At 42.0% G+C, this 24,217-nt stretch carries 21 protein-coding genes and 3 pseudogenes; 6 read left to right on the top strand and 18 right to left on the bottom strand.

The window, feature by feature from the left end; all coding sequences use genetic code 11:
- Nucleotides 1–13: 13 nt before the first annotated feature.
- The 7 genes from GD630_RS11905 to GD630_RS21345 all read right to left on the bottom strand — a co-directional run bounded on the left by GD630_RS11905 (nt 14) and on the right by GD630_RS21345 (nt 9,045).
- Nucleotides 14–997, bottom strand: coding sequence for an IS30 family transposase (locus tag GD630_RS11905; protein ID WP_143864826.1), 984 nt, complete (start codon nt 995–997; stop codon nt 14–16).
- Nucleotides 998–1,144: 147 nt separating this feature from the next.
- Entirely contained in the window at nt 1,145–1,858 is a 714-nt protein-coding gene (locus GD630_RS11900) for an abortive infection system antitoxin AbiGi family protein (protein WP_182505600.1), read from the bottom strand.
- Complete coding sequence (locus tag GD630_RS11895; RefSeq protein WP_143864828.1) at nt 1,851–5,600, bottom strand: HD domain-containing protein; 3,750 nt, start codon at nt 5,598–5,600, stop codon at nt 1,851–1,853. The genes GD630_RS11900 and GD630_RS11895 overlap by 8 nt, the downstream gene beginning before the upstream one ends.
- 11 nt (nt 5,601–5,611) lie before the next feature.
- Nucleotides 5,612–6,442, bottom strand: a complete 831-nt coding sequence (locus GD630_RS11890) for a hypothetical protein (protein ID WP_143864829.1) — start codon at nt 6,440–6,442, stop codon at nt 5,612–5,614.
- Between the two features lie 2 nt (nt 6,443–6,444).
- Nucleotides 6,445–7,482 carry a CHC2 zinc finger domain-containing protein gene (locus GD630_RS11885; protein WP_182505599.1) on the bottom strand — a complete coding sequence of 346 codons (1,038 nt, stop codon included), beginning with the start codon at nt 7,480–7,482 and terminating at the stop codon, nt 6,445–6,447.
- A gap of 262 nt (nt 7,483–7,744) precedes the next feature.
- A complete protein-coding gene (locus GD630_RS11880) occupies nt 7,745–8,479 on the bottom strand; it encodes a phage integrase SAM-like domain-containing protein (RefSeq protein WP_238482904.1) in 735 nt (244 codons plus the stop codon).
- Nucleotides 8,389–9,045, bottom strand: coding sequence for a hypothetical protein (locus GD630_RS21345; protein ID WP_238482903.1), 657 nt, complete (start codon nt 9,043–9,045; stop codon nt 8,389–8,391). The genes GD630_RS11880 and GD630_RS21345 overlap by 91 nt, the downstream gene beginning before the upstream one ends.
- Before the next feature lie 528 nt (nt 9,046–9,573).
- Here GD630_RS21345 and GD630_RS11875 point away from each other — a divergent pair.
- A pseudogene (locus GD630_RS11875) lies at nt 9,574–10,312 on the top strand (phage integrase SAM-like domain and Arm DNA-binding domain-containing protein); the annotation flags it as partial.
- Between the two features lie 182 nt (nt 10,313–10,494).
- On the opposite strand, the gene GD630_RS11870 reads toward GD630_RS11875, so the two are convergent.
- The 8 genes from GD630_RS11870 to GD630_RS11835 all read right to left on the bottom strand — a co-directional run bounded on the left by GD630_RS11870 (nt 10,495) and on the right by GD630_RS11835 (nt 19,320).
- The gene (locus GD630_RS11870; RefSeq protein ID WP_143864833.1) at nt 10,495–11,817 is read right to left on the bottom strand and encodes a sigma-54-dependent transcriptional regulator; all 1,323 of its coding nucleotides are present in this window, start codon (nt 11,815–11,817) and stop codon (nt 10,495–10,497) included.
- On the bottom strand, nt 11,810–14,122 hold the full coding sequence (locus tag GD630_RS11865; RefSeq protein ID WP_143864834.1) for a hybrid sensor histidine kinase/response regulator: 2,313 nt from the start codon (nt 14,120–14,122) through the stop codon (nt 11,810–11,812). Before GD630_RS11865 ends, GD630_RS11870 begins: the two co-directional genes overlap by 8 nt.
- Before the next feature lie 5 nt (nt 14,123–14,127).
- Nucleotides 14,128–14,745 (bottom strand): CatB-related O-acetyltransferase, encoded by a 618-nt coding sequence (locus tag GD630_RS11860; protein ID WP_143864835.1) that lies wholly within the window; start codon nt 14,743–14,745, stop codon nt 14,128–14,130.
- A gap of 12 nt (nt 14,746–14,757) precedes the next feature.
- Complete coding sequence (locus GD630_RS11855; protein WP_182505598.1) at nt 14,758–16,047, bottom strand: MATE family efflux transporter; 1,290 nt, start codon at nt 16,045–16,047, stop codon at nt 14,758–14,760.
- Between the two features lie 249 nt (nt 16,048–16,296).
- On the bottom strand, nt 16,297–16,917 hold the full coding sequence (locus GD630_RS11850) for a CatA-like O-acetyltransferase, family 2 (protein ID WP_143864837.1): 621 nt from the start codon (nt 16,915–16,917) through the stop codon (nt 16,297–16,299).
- 80 nt (nt 16,918–16,997) lie between these two features.
- Nucleotides 16,998–17,819 (bottom strand): DUF6597 domain-containing transcriptional factor, encoded by an 822-nt coding sequence (locus GD630_RS11845; RefSeq protein ID WP_143864838.1) that lies wholly within the window; start codon nt 17,817–17,819, stop codon nt 16,998–17,000.
- Nucleotides 17,820–18,071: 252 nt separating this feature from the next.
- The gene (gene mobA / locus GD630_RS11840; RefSeq protein WP_143864839.1) at nt 18,072–18,494 is read right to left on the bottom strand and encodes a conjugal transfer protein MobA; all 423 of its coding nucleotides are present in this window, start codon (nt 18,492–18,494) and stop codon (nt 18,072–18,074) included.
- A 280-nt stretch (nt 18,495–18,774) separates the two neighbouring features.
- Entirely contained in the window at nt 18,775–19,320 is a 546-nt protein-coding gene (locus GD630_RS11835; RefSeq protein WP_143864840.1) for a DUF3408 domain-containing protein, read from the bottom strand.
- Between the two features lie 415 nt (nt 19,321–19,735).
- On the opposite strand from GD630_RS11835, the gene GD630_RS11830 reads away from it, so the two are divergent.
- Both GD630_RS11830 and GD630_RS11825 read left to right on the top strand, forming a co-directional pair.
- Nucleotides 19,736–20,047, top strand: coding sequence for a helix-turn-helix domain-containing protein (locus GD630_RS11830; protein WP_143864841.1), 312 nt, complete (start codon nt 19,736–19,738; stop codon nt 20,045–20,047).
- Between the two features lie 46 nt (nt 20,048–20,093).
- Nucleotides 20,094–20,399, top strand: coding sequence for a helix-turn-helix domain-containing protein (locus tag GD630_RS11825; protein WP_143864842.1), 306 nt, complete (start codon nt 20,094–20,096; stop codon nt 20,397–20,399).
- Between the two features lie 81 nt (nt 20,400–20,480).
- On the opposite strand, the gene GD630_RS11820 is transcribed toward GD630_RS11825, so the two are convergent.
- Entirely contained in the window at nt 20,481–20,747 is a 267-nt protein-coding gene (locus GD630_RS11820) for a hypothetical protein (RefSeq protein WP_143864843.1), read from the bottom strand.
- A pseudogene (locus tag GD630_RS21340) lies at nt 20,747–21,099 on the bottom strand (hypothetical protein). Before GD630_RS21340 ends, GD630_RS11820 begins: the two are co-directional and overlap by 1 nt.
- A gap of 323 nt (nt 21,100–21,422) precedes the next feature.
- Here GD630_RS21340 and GD630_RS11815 point away from each other — a divergent pair.
- From GD630_RS11815 to GD630_RS11805, 3 genes and pseudogenes are all read left to right on the top strand, one after another.
- Complete coding sequence (locus GD630_RS11815) at nt 21,423–21,572, top strand: hypothetical protein (protein ID WP_153260232.1); 150 nt, start codon at nt 21,423–21,425, stop codon at nt 21,570–21,572.
- Between the two features lie 69 nt (nt 21,573–21,641).
- Nucleotides 21,642–23,327 (top strand): ATP-dependent nuclease, encoded by a 1,686-nt coding sequence (locus GD630_RS11810; protein WP_143864844.1) that lies wholly within the window; start codon nt 21,642–21,644, stop codon nt 23,325–23,327.
- Between the two features lie 182 nt (nt 23,328–23,509).
- Nucleotides 23,510–23,695, top strand: a pseudogene (locus GD630_RS11805) (helix-turn-helix domain-containing protein); the annotation flags it as partial.
- 137 nt (nt 23,696–23,832) lie between these two features.
- Here GD630_RS11805 and GD630_RS11800 read toward each other — a convergent pair.
- Nucleotides 23,833–24,207 carry a hypothetical protein gene (locus GD630_RS11800; protein WP_143864846.1) on the bottom strand — a complete coding sequence of 125 codons (375 nt, stop codon included), beginning with the start codon at nt 24,205–24,207 and terminating at the stop codon, nt 23,833–23,835.
- Nucleotides 24,208–24,217 lie beyond the last annotated feature (10 nt).

Genomic DNA, 24,217 nt, shown 5'->3' with positions numbered 1-24,217 from the left:
TAAATGTGCAGGTTCAACTGGCAAGTGCAAAATTATCGATTTGTTTGAAGAACTCAGTTTTTGGATTAGAGAATCTGAGTTTTTTTCTCGGTCTGAGGTTAATTTTCTTTGCGACATCCATAATAAATCTGTCAGAGAAGCTGTTGAAATTAGATTTCTTAGGTATGTACTGACGAATGAGCTTGTTCACATTCTCGACTGCTCCTTTCTGCCATGAACAGTAAGCATCGGCAAAATAGACAATGACATCATCACGCCCTTTCATGCGAAGTCCGGCGGTAATGTCGGAATGTGCCGTGAACTCGCTTCCGTTGTCGGTCGTGATGGTTCTGACGCATTTGCGATAAGCGAAAAGCAATCTTACGACAGCCTCGGACAATGGCTTGGCTCTCTTGCCGTAAGGCAGTCTCTCCATCATTACAAATCCTGTAAGACGTTCCAGAAGGACAAGTATAGCGTGTCCGTAGGAGTCCACGGTCAGATCCATCTCAAAATCTCCGAAGCGGTGCCCGTCGGCCTCTGACGGACGCTCATGTATGCTTGTGCGGTCGGGGATGTTGGTTGCTTTCGTCGGTTTGCGCTCCGCTTTGGGGCGCCGCCTGAAGTTCGGGTGACGTCTGTGCTTGCGCAACTCGCCGCTGACGTCGGCATTGATGATATTGTAGATGCTCTGTATCGAGACACTTATGCCCTCTTTCCCCAATACTCCACGGATCTGTTCCGGCGACCACAGATGATCGGTGATCATCTGTTTTATCCGCCATACAAGAATACTGTCAAGCTTTCGGTTGGATGTAGTGCGTTTGCGGCGATCCATCGCTTTGGCGTGAGCTTTCTCCCAAAGGTAGTGTCCCTTGGCCGTGGAATTTCGACGAAGTTCGCGGCTAAGCGTTGACTGACTGCACCCTACGATGAGGGCGATCTCTTTTCTCTGAGTTTTTCTTTGCAGCAACGCAAAAATTTGCGATCTTTGCTGCGAGGTTAATTGATTATACATAAGAGCAATACAAAATCAGTTAATCTCCAGGAGACTTCGGTCTCCTTTTTTCTTTTTTGTATTGCCAGTAATTTATACCTGCTTTACGCTCTTGGGGACGGACGCGCCCGTCCCCGCTTTTAACAAGCCATTGTACCAACCGTATTTTTACTCAGTTACTATCACTAAATCTAATAATTTATTTATTTCAGGTGAAGATAGAGTTCTTCTTGTTCCTGAGAAAAGCTCTGTTGTATGAAGGAATGTGGTTATCTCTTCTCGGGCTTTTTTATCAGATACGACAATTCCCTCTATGTCCTCAATATCGAACTTTAAGGTATGTTTTTTGAGTTCTTCTGTCGGGGCTGGTCTCTTTTTCAGAACTGGGTATCTGCGCCATGTATCGTAAGCCTCTTTGGTTAAAATCCATTTAACTTCTGTTATCGGTACTGTATATCTCCATTCTCGTTCTGCGTAATTATTATATGGACTTCCTTTCCACTCGGATATATATTTTTTACAGTATCCGGCTATCCCGTCTTCCAACCAAGCTTTCCAATTTCTAGTTAGTCGATTTAACATTTCATCCGTAAGATACCATACGGGACTCATCCATTTCTGCCGTAATGCCCATTCCTTTTTCATCATGATAGCATACTCGCCGTAATCAGGATTTGCATTCTTCATAAATTCGGAAATATCATTATCTTCAATATCTCCAAATGAAACCATTGGTATGCCCATATACCTCACATCAGTAGGGGCCTTTGAGAGTCTGAGATCCTCTTCATGATAATTAGGCACAAAACCTTCGGTCAGAACTTCAGTTATCCGAGAAAACTCTTCAAACCGATGTATTATAAAGCTATGTTTACTACTCATTATGCTCATTTTTTAAGAAACGTCTTACATCATCGAACAGAGAAGGCTTGAGATTTATGTCTGAAAAGTCCTTAAATAATATATTGACTTCAATCTCCGTCCTAAACGGCTCATAGTTTACTGTGTTTAGATAACTTTGGAGTTTTGCTAGCTCAGGGAAAAACCAATTATGTTTCTTATTCATCCATCGGCATACCATCGGACATGCTATCTCTTTACACGGACTTTCCTTGAATCGTAAAGATATCCCTTCGAAATCCTTATACCGAACCGGAGTTATGTCTGTGTTATAGTCTGTTTTGCGCCAATACTGACATCCCTCATCATCCCTTTTCTCTATTGGTTCCAAGCTCTTCATGTTAAGAATGAGATAGAATCTGAGTGTCTCTCGGATAAAATATATCCTTTTATCCTTATTTTTCTTATCCGTAATAGAATCATAGCCTACTTCATAGTTGGGAATCAGGGCTATCTCGTCAGTAATGAGATGTGAAATCCAATGGAATTTTGATGTTGTAGATAAATGATTTACATTTTCATTAAGGAGATGGTAATTTATCCGGTCGTTGGACACATCCATCAAATCAGCAAGACGTAAAAGGATGGAAATGTATTTGGAGCTAACTACATCATCCTTAGCCGAGGAACGCATGTCATAAACATTATGAATATCTTTACCATGGTCTTCTCCAGCCTTCGCTACTGCTTCAACTATTGTTTCTTCAAGATATTGAAAAAGGTCGTGCCGTTTATTCTTTATAAACAGGGCACTTTCTTTGGGATGTTTATCCCTGACATCGGATTCAAAGTAATCAAACACTTCATTGAATATTGCTGTCATTTTCACGCCAAAAGATTTCCAGAAATTAACGAACCATTCAGGATCACCTGTCATGGATACATTCTTCTCCCATTCATTGGCTTTATTTTTCATTTCAGTCAGATACCTATCCATCAATTCTATGTTCTGCTCTTCAGCATGACAAAAACGCTGCAAATCAGGATGAATAACCATACTGATGTCATGTAGATAACATGCCAAAAAAAGAATATAATAATCAAGCTGCTTTAACTGAAAATAATCAATACGTCTTATTATTTCCATAGAAAGGATAATCAGTTTCACGGCATGCTCCTCATTGTGTAGGGTATATGAATTTAAGAACTTCGATCCATTCTGCCACAATCCTTTTACAATCCTGTGAGTTAATATGAGGTGGTCCACTTTCTCTGGATCCGATATTTGTAGGATAAATATTTTGACCACTTCGGGAAGACCGTTGTCTACAATCATTCTTTCTGGAAGTGCATGGTATTCAATCTTTGACAGAAAGTGCCAGAAATCTTTAAAGTCGAAATGAGGATTCCTAAGCCAGACAAGGATCCGAAATGCCGCATAATCTATATTACCGCCTCTTGTCTTTACAAATGGAACTTCCTCTGACGGATTAACACCTACTAATACTGAAAAATAAGCGTTGAGTATTCTGCGTTTGAATTCCTCGGATATATGCTCCATGAAATATATACCCTCTTTTGCTCCAGCCATGGGCGAAGTCGCGTCACTCTTTTGTTGGGTTTCTTTATTGGCATTCTTATCCGGAGAAAAGATAAAATAGAATTCCCGATGAATAAACTCTCTTAATCGATCGATAGCTTTAGCGGTATCAATATTGGCTGCAGCTGGAAAATTATTACGAAAACTTTTGCGCAGACTTTCATACTTATCTCCACTTATAGTTCGCGCGGAGATGACACCTTCAATATATTTATGAAAATATAGATGAGAAGAAGAGCTATTATGCACCGTAGAAAATGACTCTTCAAATTTTGTTATCTGATCTTTAAGTTCTCTTGCGTACTCTAAAGAGCTGCATTTTAATAGCTGTAGTGCTTCTGCTCGGAAAGATTCCTTATCGGTAAGTTCGAACCATAACTCTTTTTTACCCTTGCTGAATACCATATCAGACGAATATACGGATACTACTTTGGGCACGTTTGAATCTTCAGCCATTTCAACTGGGGAAGAGTATTTATTGCGAATTTCTAATCCCTCGGGGGTCAACAATCTCAGGAACCAGTCCTTAAGTCCTTCCTCTATATTTCCAGAATCCATAGTATCGAGCCACATATTTCTGGATAAGAAAATTTTTCGGAATCTTTTAAAGACTTTAAGTTGAAGGGTATTATCATTATTGACGGTCTTCCCTACATGAGCACCATTCTCCTGTTCTTTCTGTTTGATAATATTCCATGCATAATCATTTAGGGCATTCATTTTCTCCTTTGAGATGCGTCGGTCATCTCCCTCTGTAAAGATTGAGGACGTCCCAGAAGCATTACGTCCCAGACCTCCCATTGACTTTATGACTCGATCTGCGACATCAATAGTTTGAATGCTGCTTTTTCCATCTTCATGAAACACAATTTTGTATTTATCCTCCAGTTTCTTGTGGAAGTCTATGGCCTTTCCGCAATATTTTTTTAGGTCTTCAAACAGAGATGAGCAATCACTAGAGTCTTTCAAGGATGTTTCCCAACGTAGTTCCAGCTCTTCAATAGAAGCCAGCTCTTCTAGGGCTTTATTCAGTTTTTTTATCTTATCATTAAATTGATTTTTTAAATCTTCATCATATCCTTTGACATAGATCACGGAATCATCCACATAGAAATAATCCTTGCCCTTGAACATATCATCACCCATAATCTTCCTGCGTACATCCGTCATACACAGATTACCGAAGAAATAAGATTGTGGGAGCCCTTGCGCAACTCCTTTGGCGAATAGATCGGTATGGTCTTTAAATCTTGGTTCGGCACCTTCATCTCCATAATAATCAAATGCGGGATCTATGATTTTATCACCATCCTTAACTTTTAGAAATAAGAGCTTTGCAGTTGCTCTTTTAAGAATAGTTAGGTTTTGGTGATAGATTTTCTCCTCACTGTTAATTGGATCTGATTCGGTAAATTTATTTACCTTATTACGATATCTTTCTTTGAGGATATCGCAAATCTTTACAAATAAGTAAAATGGAGAAATAGATGGGAAAAACTCCTTGATGTCAAGCGACACTTCGTATTCATACTTATGGCTTCTGCTATACTTGGTGCATGATTCCACAATCTTCTGGTTATATGCCTGATAGTTCGGAGCCCATTTTTCATAGATGCGTTCTAATTTCAAGGAGCCGCGATTCCCATAGAAATTATCCGGAATTGACTTAAGCAAATCTGACGGAAAACGCCGAGGCATCGCACTTGGTATGTCATCTATTTCATCGTTATCCTCAAACATTAATACTTGTAGCATAGCAACCATGCATATCTGATCCACAAGAGATGCTGTATGCAGGGGTCTGAATCTTAATTTTTCTTTTTCAGTATCATACTTCTTTAAAGAGAAGAAAACAGAAGTTTCAAAGTATTCATCGCTCTTGAGAATGACATCTTCAATCCTGGCCTGACATGCCGTTATCACCTCATTAATCACATTCCAATTGTATTTGTCATGAAGGATGTAATATAACTCCAAATCGCTCTTATTATGCAGTTGACTATCTGATTCTGTGGAATTTTTCTTTGCATTAGACCTATCTGCCTTGGTGCCTAAAAGATAAAGTTCGTCAATATATGATTCAAGAGCATATATAGCTCGATATATATTTCTATAGGAAGTGATAAACTTAAATAGTGGAGCACCTTTCAGTTCATCAATATTATTAGAGACCATATCACTCATTGTGCTTACGTTTAATTTTTGTTCTTAAAATTATTCGATGTAAATCCGATCATATTCATCCACTCAGATATATCCTTATAGAGTGGACTGTCAACTTCCGGATCAGGTAGAAGTACACTCCATTTAAATTTTTTGTTCTCGCTGATTTCTCCTCTAAAAATCGCCTCTCGGACGTCTTGATTGAAATTCGGTACAGAGACCTTGCGGCAATACAATAAATCTTCTTCCGAGTAAAGTCCCAAATTAAGTTTGCCTGTATTATATACATCAAAATCTCTTAGTCCATTTTCATTTATTATTAAGTGAAGCTTTCCGGCTTTATGCTCTACCATAAGGATATTATTAAATCCTATTCTAAGAGGTCTTGTATTGGGTCGTGTTTTTTGTTCAAGTTGGTTCCAATTGAATATCATATCCATTACTTTGCAGAGAATATAGGTATCCAAGAAAAAGATATTCAAATCCACTAATATTTTTATCATTAAACGGAGTTTTTCTGTAAAATAACCAATATTATACTTCCGCTCCTGATCCTTGAGGAGAATATAGCGGTAAAACATCAATTGAGGATTTTGCCATATGAATCTTTTGACATCAATTTTTTCAATCGGAAATTTTCCTTTTCTGATTGATTCAATAACGTCTATATTATGGAGATCAAAGATATATGTCAGTAAATAATACTTATCTTCAAGACTGAATAAGCTATTTTCCTTTGAACCATGTAATCTTCGAGTTGATTCCATAGTTTCCTTACTCCTTAAATCTTTTTCAAACTCGTTAATAAGTTCTCCTTTAAATTTGGAGTAACTCAAAAATATGTCAGTCGGTTTTATCCTCATAATTAAAAATCTCTATTAGAAAAATACCATTCGCCATAATCCTTGTATTCTGCCGGAATATCTTCTTTAAATATGGATATTCCTTTTTTCGCTAAGGCCAGTCGTAGTTTCATAAATCCATCCCAACCAGCCTCATCATTGTCGGGCATCATTTTCAATTTATATCCTTCCAATAGGGATAAATCATCTTCAGGTATAATTGTGGCACTTGGAATAGCTATTGCGGCTTTTCCGCTCGATAACACAGCCAGGCAATCCGTTACTCCTTCCGTGAGATAAAGATCTTTATCAACCATAAATTCATTCAGCAATGGCATATTGAAGAGATGTGTCTTTTGACAAGATAGAAATTGAAACCGAGGCACTTTTTTGTCATCCCCAATATACCGTGATTGCAGCCCCAATAATTTACCATTTCTATCTCTGTATGGAAAAATTATACAGGGGACCCAAAAAGATAGATAACCTTTTTCTCCAAACAACCCACTTGCGCGACATCGTTCTTCACCAAATTTCCTCCATGCCGTTCGGCTTATTGTCCGGCTGTCATCTAGTGCCTTAATCCCTATTTTGTATATAATTTCTTCGTTTAGTTTTCTCTTTTCGAATAAAAAATGTTGAGCATTATGAGTCAAAATCAAATTATCAAGTAACCATTCAGCTATCTCAGCATCAAACGGTTTATCAAAGTCCAAATTATTCCGCCTCGAAACAGATTGGGAGGTCAACCTTCTTTTAGGCACATATGTTGGCTTCCCGCTTGGGAGTACCATGCCATAAATTGCACATAACTTTTCGCATGCCTCAGTAAATCCACATCTCTCATACTCCATCATAAAACTGATAGCATCGCCGCCCTTACCACATGAAAAGCAATGCCATACATTTTTCTTTGAGGGATGGAATGATAGACTGGGAACAGATTCGGAGTGCAAAAAACAATAGGCTTTATGCCTACTGATTTCAATTCCGAGTCTATCTGCCAGCTCTTCACAATCTCTCTGCCGAAGATCATCTACAATATTCTGAGGTATGAACATAAGATTTATACGAAAATACATCAATCATATAGCAATGCAAAGTTACGAATTTATTTTGAATTAACAGCTATTAATGAAAAGATTAGAGGTGCCACTCCCCAAATATGGTCATTTGACCATATTTGGGGAGTAAGGATATATTTTACCACAGATCACTCTCTTTCTTCGACATGGCGGCGATTTCATCGGCTATCTCTTCGGAGGATAGTTTGATGTAATCCATGAAGGTCTTTTGCGTCTTATGTCCACTGACGTGCATCATCTAGAGGATAGTGTATTTATGGCTGAGATACATATTAGTAATGCCAGTGCGTCGAGCTGTGTGACTTGTCACGCAGTCATAGCGTGGCACGATCACGTTGCCGTTAAGGTCGGTTTCCGGCTCTTTCTTCTCCTTTCTCAATGCCTCCTTCTGCTTCATGGTGAGCTTGGTCGGCACTTTCTCTTTCAGTGACGGCAACTGCTCCGACAGGTCTTTCAGAATATCCTTGATGTAACGGTTCAGCACCTGCTCGTTGGCTTTCGGTATGTTGTAGCCGTATTTCTCGCAGATGGTGATAAGGTTCTCATTGAGAATAGGGATTGTCACCTCAGTCTTGGTTTTCTGCTGGACAAGACGGATTATGCGCGTTCCTTTTCGGGTGGTCTCAAAGTTGTTGGCATTAAGGTTGTTGTAATCGTTCACGCGCTGACAGGTATAGCAGCCAATGAGAAAAACATCACGGAAATGTTCTTTCTTACCGGTCAGCGGCATTTCGTAGAGGGCTTGCAGTTCCTCCTCGGTGAGATAGATTTCGACAGCCTTGTCACGGTCTTTAATCTTTTTTGACGCCCTTTGGTTGTCGTGTACGCCGTCAATAAAGGCGGCATTGATAAGAGTCTTCAAGTTTGTCAGATGCTTGTTGATCACTTTCGCCATGTAGCCGTGCTTCTGCAAATAGTTGATGTATCGAGACACAAACGCGCGGTCAATATCCGTCCATCCGAATTTGTGCAATGGGTCGAAACCCTCATAAACCCCGATAAAACTTTTCCACGCCTTGCAGGTACCGGGCGCATAGTCGTCACTGCCAATCTTGCGCGCCCCGCTTTTATGCCATCGACAAACTGAACGAGAAACGGCCAGATAAGGCGGTTCTTCTCATCCTCGATACGTTTCTTTTCCTCGGCTTTCTTGCGGGCATTTTCTTTCGCCGCCTCCCGTTTTGCGATAGCCTTTCGCTCGGCTTCGGCGGCTTCCTCCATCGCCCGGCGTTCAGCGTCCACCTTCTCCGGCTCGGAAATATAACGCACATCCATGTCAAGTGCCTCACGGTCAAAGTTCACCTTTGCAAGATGAGCCTTGACGATGCCCTCTATCTGTATCAGTTTGGCGTGAAGCTGATAGTTCTTCTTTTGATGCGCCAGCCATGCGCGAGGGGATGCCGTCGCTTTCTGCCAGTCGGCAACCTCGACTTGAAGCATGGTCGATACCAGCACATCAATCTTACGGGTATGTATGCGGATAAAGAGTGTCGCGGACTCTTTACCTATGTCCTTGTTTCGGATGTGAAATGGGGTCAATTTCTTTGGAGAGGGTGTTGTTGCCATATTTTTTTTCGGAGTAAAAATTTTGAAAAGAGGCGTTCACTGTTATTCACAGTCAGCCACTTTGGTTCTGCAAATATAACAATCCAAACCGCAATTTGTCAAGTTGGGTCACCACGCAGGTCACCACGTTTTTTGAATAAATCTGAAAATCGGCAAAATTCACTACAATTCATATTGCACTATTATTCAGCGTTTTGTCTGAATCGCACATTCAAAACTGTTCGTATTCATTCAGAAACTCAGGTTCTGGTGGCACCACTTAGAAGAAAGGCAAAAGACAGTAAAATCCTGATTTCCAAACGAAATCGGGATTTTTTGTTTTCCGAGAGGACGCAAAAAACGGCAGAATATTACCGTTATTGGTGTTCCAAAAGGTGGAGCAAAAGAGGTGGAGCGCAAATCTCCACCGAATAAGATTACTTCTCTCTGATTTGCAACATTTTGCGTATCAAAAAAGCGTACATGGTTTCCTACTTTTGTACAACGAAAAACTGTAAGAACATGAAAAGAGACTCATTCAATGTGCTTTTCTTTATCAAGAAAGCCAAACTGCTGAAAAACGGGGAAGCCTTCGTATGTATGCGTATCACCGTGAACGGTGTGCGAGTGGAAAACAATATCCGTAAGAGCATCGAACCAGCCTTGTGGAATCAGGCGAAGGAGTGCGCCAAAGGCAAGAGCCGCAAATCCTGCGACTTGAATGCTTATATCGAGGATGCAAGAATCAAACTCCACCAGACTTTCAATGAACTGGAAGAACAAGGGCAGTTCATCACTGCCCGCCTGTTGCAAGAAAAGTTCTTCGGACAAGACAAAGCCTCTGAAGTTATCCGTACACTTATCGGAACCATGCAGGAGCATAACGACCAATGCCGTGAACTTGTAGGAAAAGATTATGCCTTGATTACCGTCCGCCGTTATGAAAGCTGTAAGCGTTACCTTGCAGAACTTATCAAACTAAAATACGGTAAGGAGGATTTGCCATTGTCGGAAGTCAATGGCGAACTGGTGCGTGCTTTTGAGTTCTATCTCAAAACGGAAAAGGAGTGCCAGCAGAATACGGTTATCCGCTACATGAAGTGCTTGAAGAAGATAACCAATGAAAGAAGTTATCCGTGAGTTCTTGACAATGGATGAACTACTCACTATCTATCACAAGGAATTTCCGTTAGAGCGTATCACCATTATCCGTGATGTCTTTATCTTTGCAGGTTTCACATTTGTTGCACTAACTAATGTATGATTGATATCAATAAATTACAAGCTAATAATAGAGATATAGGTAATGGTTTAGAAACCACCTGTCTTCATCATTTTGCATGATTCCCAATCATTTCAAACAGCTCAATACGAAGATAATATTATTTTGAGAATTAACCAAATTCTGATAATCAAAATCATACAAATCCAGTGAATTACTGGCTATAGTTGCTCAAATTTATACTTCAATCCATATTCTTCCAGTTTGTTGTACAGCGTCGTACGGCCTATCCCGAGCAGTTCGGCGGCAACCTTACGGTTACCGTTCGCCTGCTTCAATGCGCGTAAAACACGTTCCTTGTCTTCCGAATCGCTGCGCAGGGCGAAGCTGACGGGTGAGTTAGGTTTTGTCACGGCAAGTTCCAAATGCTCTTTCGTGACAAGACCCGTCTGTGCCTGCAACACCGCGCCCATGATTTTCTGACGAAGCTCGCGGACATTGCCCGGCCACGCATGGATTAGCAATGTCTTGCGGGCTTCCCCGTCAAAGCCGATGACATCGCATTCCAGTTCCCGGTTCGCAATTTCGCGGAAGAACTCAGCCAAAGGCATGATGTCCTCCTGACAGTCGCGCAACGGCGGGACGGTTATCTCGAAATCGTGCAGGCGGTATAATAGGTCCTGCCGGAAACGCTTTTCATTGACCGCCTTCTCCAGATCCTCGTTGGTAGCGGCGATGATACGGACATTGAAATTTTTGTCCGTTCTGTCACCTATCGGGCGGTATCTCCGTTCCTGTATGGCACGCAGAAGCATCTGCTGGGTTTCCGGTGCGAGGTTGCCCACCTCGTCCAAGAACAGCGTGCCGCCTTCGGCTTCATGGAAATAACCTTTCTTGGCACTGTCCGCACCCGTGAATGCGCCTCTGACGTGTCCGAAGAAAGCCGACGGCGCAAGTTCTTTGGTGAGCGAACCGCAGTCCACAGCCACAAACGGCTTTCCTGCCCGCTTGCCCTTGTCGTGCAGCAGGTGGACTATATGCTCCTTGCCCGTGCCGTTCTCCCCGAATATCAGCACGCTCATGTCGGTTGGGGCTACCAGCCTTATCCGCTTCATGATGGCTTGGAACGCCGAGCCGTCACGCGAGAACAGGGGCATACGGCTTCGTCCTGCGTGCCGTTCTTTTAATATGGTACGGAGCAGAGGGACGAGCTTGTCTTCTACAAGCTGCTTGGGTATGTAGTCCAGCGAGCCGAGTTTCATGCTTTCCACCGCCGTATGCACTTCGGCATAGTCGGTCATGATGACAAAGAGCTGCATCCTGCCCTCCTTGCGCATCCAGCGCAGCAGGTCGATACCGTTGCCGTCGGGCAGGCGCAGGTCGGAAACCACGATGTCCCCGTCTGCGGCTTGTTGCAGATATTTCTTCGCGGTCGAGAGATGGAAAGCCTGCACGGTGTGGAATCCCTCGCGTGCCAGCAGGTTACAGACGAACTCGCAATACACGATGTTGTCCTCCACTACGATGATTTTTGTCTTATCCATTATTATATTTTCTCCTTTCTTCTTTTGCCAGCCGGATGATTTCCGAACCCTTATCCAGCACAGCTTTTACAGCATTGCCAATTGTTTTATCGTCAGGTGTGCCATCGCTATGAAGCAGTCTATAAAGTTCCCTTAACGGTTGGTCGGCACGGAGTATCTCCCATGAACTTCGCAGGTGGTGTGTCAGGGCGTCCAGTTCTTGAAGATCTTTCTTTAAACCCGCTTCCCTGATTGCCTGCATTTCCTTTTCGGTTTCCGTTATCAGTTTATCCAGCATGACGGCTTCATTGCCGTAGGACAGCAGGGAGGTGAAGTCCGGCTTTTCATTCCGGTTGCCTTTCATGGCGCATTTGTCTGAAACCTCCATCAGTTCCGATATGGAGAACGGTTTGAGCAGGCATCCGGCGAATCCACGTTCCATAAGTTCCTCCTTGCTGCAACTGCCAGAAGCGGTTGTCACGACTACCGGGATAGTCTTTGAATTGCCAACATTAGAGGTGCGCAGCAGTTTCAACAGCTCGAAGCCGTTGATCTCCGGCATATTCAGATCCGTCAGAAGCAGGCTGTATTCTTTCCGGCGTATCATTTCCATCAGTTCCGCTGCATCGGTACAGATTTCGCAGTGTACACCTTCCTGTACATACATTTCTTTCAGCATCAATAGTAACACCTCGTCATTGTCGATGGCAATGACATCATGGTATCTCTCATTGTTGCAGGTATAATTCCGGGCTGCCTGTTGTGGTTGTTGTTCTTGGGCAACCTGTGCGGGTATTTCCACCGTAAAACGGCTGCCTCTGCCTTTCTCGCTTTCCAATTTGATTGTTCCGCCGAGCATCGCCACGATACTTTGCACGATGGACAAACCCAATCCGAAGCCGTCTTTCGCAGCGGCATTTGAAAGGCGTTCAAACGCATTGAACACCCGTTGCTGTTCCTCTTCGGTCATGCCCGTACCCGTATCTTCGACGATAAGTTTCAGGACACCGTTATCGTAGTCCGTTGTCAGAGAAACGCCACCGTTCTCCGTGAACTTGATGGCGTTTGACAGCAGGTTGTTGCCGATTTGCAGGATACGCTCCTTATCGGTCAAGACAATAGTATCCTTTTGATTCGTTATGGTAAGAGCCAGCCCCTTGTTCATGGCGATGGGCGTAAACTCCGTTTCAAAAATGTGCGTGATTGCCGAAATCCGGCAAGGAGAAATGTTCGGCTGTTCCTTGCCATTGTCCAAACGGAAGAAACTTAGCAACGTGTTGAGCATTTCGCATATACGGTCGGAAGATTGCCGGATGTTACAGATATAACGCCCGATTCGTTCTATGTCATTCTCTTTTTCCACCAGTCCGGCATAACCCGTTATCGCTGTCAGCGGCGTGCGCAGTTCATGCGTGATAGTATGCACGGCTTTCTTGCGAGAGGCTATCAGAGCCTCGTTTTGCTCTACCGACTGTTGCAACTGTCCTATTAAATCAGTCGTTTTCTGTTTGTACCGTTTGATTCGGTTGGCATTACGGTGTATGATGATATATGAGATTACCAGCAGAAGGAGGACGAATCCAGTCAGGCTACCTATCTGCATAAACGACTGTTCCCTCATGGCGGTTATCTCGGCTTCCCGTTTTTGTAGATCGGCTTGCACCTTTTTATCCATCTGGCGTATAAATCCGTGCCATTGCCGATTAAGTTCCGCGTTTCGTGCCGCAAGGCTGTCGGTGTGTTCCGACAGACGGCGGCTTTGCGCCCGTTGCTCGGCTATCATGTCCCAGTCAAGGGAACGGAGCATTGTTGTGGTCACGGTTAGCTTTGGCTTTTCTTTCTTGCCGAATATGCCGAGAAATCCTTTCCGCTTCGGTTTTTGCGGCTGTTCCTGCACACTTTTCTGTACGATTACGGGTACTTGACGAGTGATCTTATCGTTGATGGCTTGTTGCTGTTCAAGTACTTGCACGATTTGACGCATTTGTCGTTCCTTATCTTCGAGAAGATGGCGTACACTGTCTATACGCTCTGCCGGATAGGTAACTTTGAAACGACAGAGCATACTGTCGATTGCTATACGCCGGGTATGGTAATGTTCCAAATCTGCATCTTTCCACTCCAATACTGTCTCGCCCGATAAAGATAGCTCAATAAGAAAAACAAATATTTTGTGCGATTCTTGGCGAAAAGTATCTATATGACGATTTTGAACTTCCAATTTCTCTAAATCGCACCATTCTTTATACCAAATATACATTATGCCGATAACCAATAATGCCATCAGCAAATAGCCGAGTGAAATTAGATTCTTGATTGATTTCATACTGCCTATAATTTATCCCAACGTCCATCTTTCAGATAAGGCAAAAACTCCCGTATCTTATCTACCGACCAGTCCCACCATTTCAAATCCTGCATCTGTTCTATTATATTAAGACTGAACCGCTTTCGTATCTCTTTGGCAGGGACACCACCCACAATGGTATAGGGCGGCACATCTTTCGTCACAACCGCCCTTGTTCCAATAATAGCCCCGTCACCGATATGGACACCGGCCATAATTACAGCTTCATAGCCTATCCATACATCATTGCCTATTACGATGTCGCCTTTGTTGTCCCAAGCAGAAGCTACATTTGCCTTATCCAATTCCCAATCTTCATAGAACAGCGGAAACGTGTAAGTCGATAGTGATTTCAGGGTATGGTTGGCGCAGTTGAACAGAAATTTTGCTCCGCAAGCAATAGAACAGAACTTTCCAATTATCAGCCGTTCATGGTTAATGGGATAATGATACAATACGTTGTTTTGCTCAAACAGACACGGGTCTGAAACAAAGTCATTGTAAATGGTATAGTCGCCTATTTCGATAGACGGGTCTTTTACGACAGCATTCAAATAAACGGTTTGCGTGTCACCTTTACGGGGATATATCTTGTTCATCATAACTTTCAGTTCTTAGTATTGTTTATATTTAAGATAAATGACGGATTGTGTACCAAGCAGCATTACGTATAAGTATTCCACTGCCCAATATGCCGCTAATGGAGCATCACAAAAATCTAATCCCCATAAGCATAACAGATAAGCAATAGTAGTTATCACCTGAAAAATGAATACCGTCCGAGTCGCTCCCGTTCCTGTTGTAGCATTCAGATAGACGTAACCGGGTAGTGCAAAGAAGTAATTCAATAGCATGACAAGAAAAGGCGGCCATGCAAGCTGTATGATAGCGGGATTTTCCGTATAAGCCCCTATAATGTGCTGGTGAAAGAACAACGCAAAAGCAATCAATGGAATGCCTGTCGCATATCCTAAACGGATAATCTTATGGCAAAGCGGAAAAACTTGTTTCTTTTCACCTGCTCCAATCAGGTTACTCACCAAAGAACCGGTGACACCTGCCAATGCATTGACGATAACGGAAAACAGTGCGGAAACACTTCTTACAATGTTCGATACAGCCAATTCCGTTTCTCCCAAACGTTCGATAGCCACGAAGAACAGAAACCAAATGGCTACACTTGTAAAGAACTGGAGCATACTCCATACCGAGATAGAAAATACCTCTTTCAATATAGTTATATCAATATGCCAATATAAGCCATATGCTTTTTTATCAATGTGCCGAAACATATATGCAGCCAATACAGCCAGCGAACACATTTCGGCAAATGAAGATGCGATAGCCGCTCCCGATATACCCATGTCTAAGCCGAATATCAGGAGATAGTTCATCGGAATGTTTACCAGTACGGCAGTGAAAGCTGCCATGTTCAGAGCTTTTGTCTGTGTAATGCCTACCAAAAACGAGCGTAAGGCAAGGAACGAGAAAGAGAACAATAATCCCCAAATACGCCAATCCAAATAGCGGATAACCGCATTATAAACATCATCCGAAGTTATCAGATGCTTCAACAGAACGGGAGAAAATATCTTGGATAGCAGACAGAGGAGTACCGCCAGTATTAGCAAGAAAAACAATCCTTGAAAGAACGTTTTTCCCGTTTCCGCATACTGCTGTTCTCCGTTACGGCGGGCAATTACCACTTGCAACCCCAAACTGAAACCGAAGCCGAGCATATAAATTGCCAAGAACCATATTCCGGCAATGGCAGATGCGCCCAGTTCCACATCACCCACATGCCCTAAAAACAAAGCATCGGTAATATTTATCAGTTGTTCGATAAGGATGCTCATCATTACAGGAAAAGCGATGAGCCAGATTTTTTTATAGGTATAATTCATTTGTTCAAACCAATATGATACGATACATCCTGCCGCTTTAAGCAGCACGACAATCTTATAGATTTATAATAAGGGATAATGACAAAACAATGACAGGCAAACTTAAAACATAAGCCTGTCTATTGCTGAATAGCAATAATTGGATGTACTATTCGTTGAGCGTAGCTATATGCACAACTGCCATTTCATATTGTTGAACAACTATTTCTTTTTCTGTTAGTTCTGCAAAGATAGCGTTTTTCCCTGAACTTATATTCTCAATTTATCAATTTCTTTCTGAACTCCATCTAAAAATCGGGAAGCGTGCGCCCCGTCCATTTGCGTGTGGTGGAACTGGAAAGAAATGGTGAGCGGCGTTTTCAGCAGGCGGCGTTTGTATTTGCCCCAAATAAGAAACGGATTATTAAAAATGCCGCTATACATCCCGACAGCACCGTCTATTTCATATTGTGCCAATGCGGAAGTTCCGATAACCATGCTTTCCGTCAAGTCGTGATTGACGCAACTTTCAGCCACTTGTTTGGTAAGTTGCAGATAGTGTTGGTTAAACAAAGATAAATCATCACAGAAAGGAATATCACACGAACTTACCTCGCCCTTTCTGTTGGCGACAATGGTGTTTACTGCAATGGTATCGTACTGCATCAGTTTACCGCCAACGGGCAGCATATAAAATTCTTTCACGTCCCTTGCGGCTTTGCCGATACACCAGCACATCAACATATTAAACTTCATGCCCGATTTCCGGCTGATTTTCACAAGGCGTGACACGTTGAGTGTCTTAAAGAACGTCACCATTGGCATAGGTGCGTTCATCCACATTTCAAAGGCGTATGCCCGGCTGGTTTCTTGGGGATTTACTTCTTTCATACTTAATGCTATTTTCATTTAATGAATCAGGTAGCAAAGGTAGGAGAAGCGTTTGACCCCGGATAGAACAAACGGGACATTTATACGGGATTGGTGAACAAATCGGAATATGGATTTGATACTTTCAGCAAAGACACGGGCGTATATCCGCAGAATTTCTTGAACTCCCGGATAAAGTGCGACTGGTCGGCATAACCGCTGGCGTATGCTATTTGTGCCTGATTGATTTCTTTGCCCGCTTGATGCTGCATCTGCGCCAAAGCTTTTTGGAAGCGGACGATACGGGTATATTCCTTGGGATTGATGCCTACAAATGAATGAAACAACCGCTCAAACTGTTTTTTACTTAGGCAGGCAATAGAAGATAATTCGTTTACAGAGATTTGCGGAGTGATATATATTTGCTGTATGGCGGCATCTATTCTTTTAATTCTGTATGCGGTATCAGCTAAATTATCGGCAATTTGTGACACCAGCCATTTTTCTATATAGCTTATGCAAATAGAATTATTTTCACAGTCGAATATTCGTGTAGCCAGTTCATTCAAACTTTTGTTTTCAAGGCTGTAACCGGACACTTCTTGATTGTAAAAGGGCGATGTCGGCATGTTCAGAAACATACTCATAGCGTGAGGGTGGAATACAACCACTATCATTTCTGTATTGCCGTCAGCATATAGGTGTGACGAGAAATTAACTTGTCCACTGATGGTGATTTTTTCTTGTGTAACATTCAGTTCAGGGATATATAACGGTACTTGTTTATGGAAGATGATCTGAGGGCAACCGATAGGAAAAGTCAGGGTATTCAAAAACTGGTTACTTTTGAATACCCAATAATATCTCACGTAAGGTTGCAATAGCTTACATGGCTTGTAAAATTTGAACTCCTCTTGAATCATTTTACAAAAGTAGTAATTTTGTGCTGGTTACGAAGTAAAAAGAGGTAAATGAAACATAGAAACGACTGCGCATAATGACAAAGTCGTTTCTATGATAAGAATTATATTTTCAATCCTTTCGGTCGGTTCCCATCTTTCGCATATAGTTCCGAACGCCCGATGATGACATGCCTGACCCTATGAAATTCTCGGTGTTTCGCGTTATTTCACAGGGTTGTGTATCTACCGTATTTCTTAGGTGTACGATGGAATTTATCCTTTCTGTTGTTCCCATTTAGCATACATTTCCCTTGAAAGTTCCACAATCTCCCGGCTCAGTTTCACAAGGTCGATGGTATGTTTCTCCAACTTGTAGAGCAATGCCATTGCTTTCTTTTCCGAAAAATGGATGCGCAATTCCTTCACAATTTGGTTGTAATTGGTTCCTATGTTGCGGAACTGGGCGTGAAAGTCAGACAGTCTGGTACAGTATTCCAACATTGCTTTGTCCACCTTCAGCACCTTGAACTTCTGTCCGAAGAAATGCGCCTTGAGAAAGACGGCTTTCGCATACACGTTCGATTCCTCGTACATCGTCAGGAACCTGTTCCATTCCACATCGTCGAAGCGCACCATCACGCAGTGCATCTTCGGATTCAACTTGGGATTTCTCCCGTACTTGCTCTTCTTTTTCATTCTTCTTATTCTTTTAATTTTATGGCTTGTCCATTGTTTAATCTTTGATTAAGGAACCCCGAAATTATCCGACTGCGGAGGATAATTCTGCCCACGGCGGTGAAGGTGTTTTCAGTTACTTAGAATTATTCGGGTAACTGAAAATATATCTTGCTGTGTCTTTGAGGACACAAAAATCCTCCGCCTGTCGGATTGGTCTCTGGGTGCAGTCATTCACTTGGAGAATCGGATGAACCGATGAAATGCATCCACTGGTTCATCCAGGTTCTCCGAAATCCCGTCAAAGCTTGCGCCACTGCCCGAAGTCCTCACGGTAGGTGTCGAGGTGCAGACGGACGAGGTTTTCAATCAATCCTGATGCGCTCATGCCGCGCTTCCCGAAGTTGCCGACAATTCTGTCCAGCTCGTCTCGCACCTCCTCGCTGACGAACACGGGCTTGCGGTTGACAAGTTTCGGGACTTTCAGGTAGGTGGCGCGGTACTCCTCCAACGAGAGCCTGCGCTGTTTGCCGCTGATGCGTCTGGCGACAGTCTGCCCCGCAGGAGTATTGACATCCTCAACAGAGGTTTTATCTGACGTTTCTACGTCCGCTACATCCCGTATCTCCGGCTTGTCCAGTCGGTCTGCATCAGATACCGTATCCTGCATTGCAGATGTGTCAGTCCCATCCAGCGGAGGGAAGAGAGTAGCCTCTGCCGTGGTTACTTCCTGTTTCTGTGCGGAAGCCTTTGCCTCCTGCTCACGCCATTTCATTTCAGGCAGGTAGTCCTCTATCCTGAAATTCTTGAATGCTTCGTCATTCTCGTAGTTTCTTTTCTTTGCCATCTTGTTAAATTTTGAAAGTTAATACTTGGTGCTCTCATGCGCATGGGTGACCGTTTGTCGGGAGCAAAGTAAGGTGTTTTAATACAGTCGGTCAAGCACTTGGATTCTCTTAGGCAATTTTGTATGGTTTTGCTTTATGGCGGTTGACAAAGCGGTGCGGACTTCACCGTTTTGCCGGATGTGGATGTCTGAAAGGGCAAAAACTCGGTCAGGAGTAATTTTGAATTAAGCCCTTATTTGTGTTTCGTCTTCTCCTCTAAAAACCGAAATTAAGGTGATGGCGATAATCTGTACCCCAGACAACCACTGCCACACCGACGCAACATGCTGCCAGTTTTGAAAAATCCATTGCAGGATAACAGATTATATATTCCTTTGTGACAGAAAAAACAGTAACAACTAAAAGAAAGACAATATGGAAATCGTATCAATCGAGAGAAAGACCTTTGAGGAACTGGTCGCCAAGTTCGACCGCTTCGTCAGCCGTATGGATGCCATCTGCCATCGTCACGGCGAAAAGAAAATGAGTAAGTGGATGGACAATCAGGACGTGTGCCGGATGCTCAACATCAGCCCACGCACGTTGCAGACACTTCGGGACAACGGCACATTGGCCTATTCGCAGATAAACCACAAGACCTACTACCGCCCCGAAGACGTGCAGCGCATCGTCCCCATTGTGGAGGACAGAAGAAAGGAAGCGAAATTCAAAGGCAGAACTATCTGATAACTGAATATAGCAGCAACAATAATTCCACTAAATCCAGAGTAATATGAACGAACTGATTAACAAAGAAAACGAGTGGATAATCCACTTTATGGGCAGCCTCGACCGTCTGCTGGACAACGTAGAGCGTCTGACCGCCAACTACCGCCCGACACTGAACGGGGAGCGTTTCTTCACCGACAAGGAAGTGTCGGCACGGTTGAAGGTAAGCCGCCGGACACTTCAGGACTATCGCAACGAGGGACGGATAGCCTACATCCAGTTAGGTGGCAAAATCCTCTATCGTGAATCCGACATCGAAAGGATGCTGGCTGACAGCTACCGTTCCGCTTACCGACTGACGGCAACCTGATTTTCTTGAAAGAGCGCCGTTTGCCGTCTGCCCTAAGTTTGCGGCAGCAATAGTACCCCCTAAAAAAGAAAAGAAAACGGCTTACGGATGAAGCATCAATATTCTGCTTTGTCTGTAAGTCGTTCTTTCTTTTTCTTCTGATTTCCCATCAGTCGCTTGTTTCCGTTGCCGGATGCCTTTCAAGCGTGTGGCTGGCAGTGGCAAGGTTTTGGGGCTGAATACGCTCGAACTTGTTTGAGGAAGATTCTGCCCGAAACGGCTCTGCCGCCTGACCTTGCCAATGCCGTCAAAGCCACACGCAACCTTTGCATCCGAGCATCGGGAACGGGTGGCTGACGGGATGAACATTAGCTATACCATAGGTTGCAGCCCTTGCCGCAAGAGAAGAACAATGTTATCGGGGTACCTTTCTTGGTGGCGCAGATTTCATTTATTACAAACTGCCTGAGCAGAATATTTTTTTACTGCATATCCTGAATGCAGTGGTTACAACCATTTCAAGGCTATAAACGTCATAACTGATGCCGTCTGACTGTTTGATATATCTCCTCGTTTCAACTTCGTCCAGTTTCTTATGCTTGTGAATGGAATGAACCACCTTACATATATCACGAGAGAGCACCCCGAATAAATAAGCTATCTCAAACTTTGTTATCCATATAAGTACAGACTGTAGTACAAAACATCCGACATCGAACAGCTATCAACAGCCTTCTAAGAAATAACAACTATGAAAAAGGAACTTTTTGATTTAGATATTTGGTTGCTGACTAGAGAGTATTAGCCTAAACCCAACCATGATGATTCACCGAAACGATAAGAAATACCAGCTATGTATCATCTAATATGAATGAAACCACCCAATAGGCAAGCCCTATCAACATATGATATTAAGTAGAATAAACAGGGCTATTTTGTATATCTCAATGGAAGGTGAGCTTCAATGAACTATTGTCAAAGATTTGATATGTCAACTATTACTATGATGGTTGATTATTATGAGAAACTAACAATTAATGAATCATGGATATACTCAATGACGAATCTCTGAAAATCAGCTCATTTCCAACGACATTGGATGAACTTACGAATACCATTCCCTACAAAACAGAAGGGATACGAGGAAAATACCGCAAATCTGACAGAAAGGGAAGATTCAATATCGAGAATTAAAAATTTCTACGCTCACTTAAATATGAAAGTGAATTATAAATACTATCTTTGTCGCAAAGAGCATATTGTATGAAACTAAAATCATTTACAACAAAACAAGGGAAGAATGTTCCGCTAACTAAGATTGCAATTTTTGTTGGTCCAAATAATACAGGGAAATCACAAACGTTACGTGATATTCGAGAAAGATTAGAGAATGGACAAAAGAGTAAGCCTGTTATCATCGATTCTTTTGAATTTGATGCACCATCTTCTATTGAAGACTTCTATTCAGGTCTAGAAATTAAAGATAGTATACATAACATTGGATATAAGACTGTATTTGGAATAAAAAGTGATCTTTTATCAAAAGACTCAATGGAGTTACATATACCAAGTTTGGAATCTGATTTTCAAATAAATAAATCATATAATTATATTCTAGGAAATATAACGAAATATAGAGTTGCTAATTTAGATTCATCTACCCGTCTAAATCTTGTTTTATCGACACCTTCATTTAATCCGAACTTGGATATGCCATCAAATTTAATTCAGTCACTATTCTTAGATGAAAATAATGAATTATTGCTTATAAAAGCATTCAAATCAGCTTTCGACATGGATATAAAACTGGATTATAGCGAACTCATTTCTTTATGTTTACGTGTTGGTAAAGAACTGCCCAAAATTCCTGATGACCCTCAGCAAGCATGTAAAATCACACAGTTTTTGCAAAAAATAGACACTCAAGGAGATGGATTTAAAAGTTTTGTAGGAATAATATTAGGGCTATTATTTTCGAAAGATCGTATTATTCTTCTTGATGAACCAGAAGCTTTTCTTCATCCAGCACAAGCACGCTTTCTTGGCAAATGGATTATTGATAATTCTGATTTGTTTCAAGGGCAACTTCTAATATGTACTCATAATTCTAATTTCTTATCGGGTGTTTTGTCGAGCGATAAAAAAGTGGATATTTTTAGATTAAATAGGCATGACAATATAACAGAATATAATTTACTTCCACCAAATGCCACTGATAATCTATCTAAAAGCCCGATACTGTCTAGTCAGCGAGTAATTGAGGGGATTTTCCATAAAGGGGTGGTTGTGTGCGAGGCTGACGCAGATAGAGCTGTTTATCAAAGTGTAGCATCTGTCGAACACATGTCTAATCAAGAAATTCTTTTTATACATTCTCATAACAAACAAACTCATAAAGATGTTGCAAAATTACTTGTTGAAGCCAAAATACCTGTTGCCCTGATTGTTGATATTGATATCTTCAATGGTGACACTGATTTGAAAAATATACTTGAAATACTTGGAGATAATTTAGAAAATGTAGACTTACTAGAGAAAAGAAAAGTAATAGCAGCGTCTGTTAATAAAATCAGTGAAAATGAGATTCTTGAACACGTAAAAAATGAGATTAGATTATTTTTGGAACAATTAGAAAGAGGAGAACATACTTTGAATGGAGCTAAAAGCGCATATAAAAGGATAGAAAAAGAATTCACGTCATGGAAGGATGTTAAGGATAAAGGAATCATTGGCTTGTCTTCTGATATTCAACCAACGGCTATCGCTTTGATTAATGATTTGAAAGCAAAAGGGATTTTTGTTGTTCCTGTTGGTGAGTTAGAGGGATGGATGGATTTAGGAACTAAGAAAAAAAACAAGTGGATAATTCCTGCCTTAAATAAGATACATTCACGAGGTTGCTCTCCAGAATTAAGGGATTTCATTAAAGAAGTCTTAGCTTTTTTCTGATTATTTTTTTTACATTATTGTCTTTGGTATAATAACTGCTTTGATACTGATTTCTACTAAAATATACTAGTACACCATATTTCAGTAATTCATAGCGGTTTTCAATACGACTAGATAGAATTTTCATATCATTATTCACCTTTTGATTGGTGATTTTGGCGTAAATCGGAATCATCTGAGTCTTCACCGACAAGGAGATGTCGGCACGGTTGAAGGTAAGCCGCCAGACACTTCAAGATTACCGTAACGAGGGGCGGATAGCCTACATCCAGTTGGGCGGCAAAATCCTCTACCGTGAATCCGACATCGAAAGGATGCTGGCTGACGGTTATCGCACTGCCTACCGACTGGGGGCAACAGTAACCTGATTTTCTTGAAGGAGCGCAGTTTACCGTCTGCCTATGCTTGCGACAGCAATGGTACAGCCCCAAAAAACGGAACGGCTTACGGATGAAGCATCAATGTTTCGCTTCGTCTGTAAGCAGTTCCCTTTTTCTCATCTGACTCAACTATACCATAGGTTGCCTCCCTTGCCACAAGAGAAGAACAATGTGACCGGACTTCCTTTCTTGGTGGCGCAGAGTTCATTTATTACGAACCGCCTGAACAAAAGGGTCCCTTTGCTACATATTTTGAAAGCGATGGCTATAATCATTTCAAGGTTATACACATCATAACTGATGCCATCGGGTTGCCTGACATATTGCATTGTATCGACTTCATTCAGTTCCTTGTTCTTATAGATTGCTCGTATCGCCTTGCGAATGTCATAGGAGAATACCCCGAACAGGTCGGCTATCTCGAACTTGGTCATCCATACGGTAGTAGTAGGTATTGTAATTGTTCCCATTTCACTGATTGTTATTATTCCTCTGTTCATAATACATTTA

This window comes from Bacteroides zhangwenhongii (genome assembly GCF_009193325.2).
Lineage (GTDB): Bacteria > Bacteroidota > Bacteroidia > Bacteroidales > Bacteroidaceae > Bacteroides > Bacteroides zhangwenhongii.
Note: the sequence above shows the minus strand (reverse complement) of the source record. Positions and strands in the feature narration are given on the sequence as shown.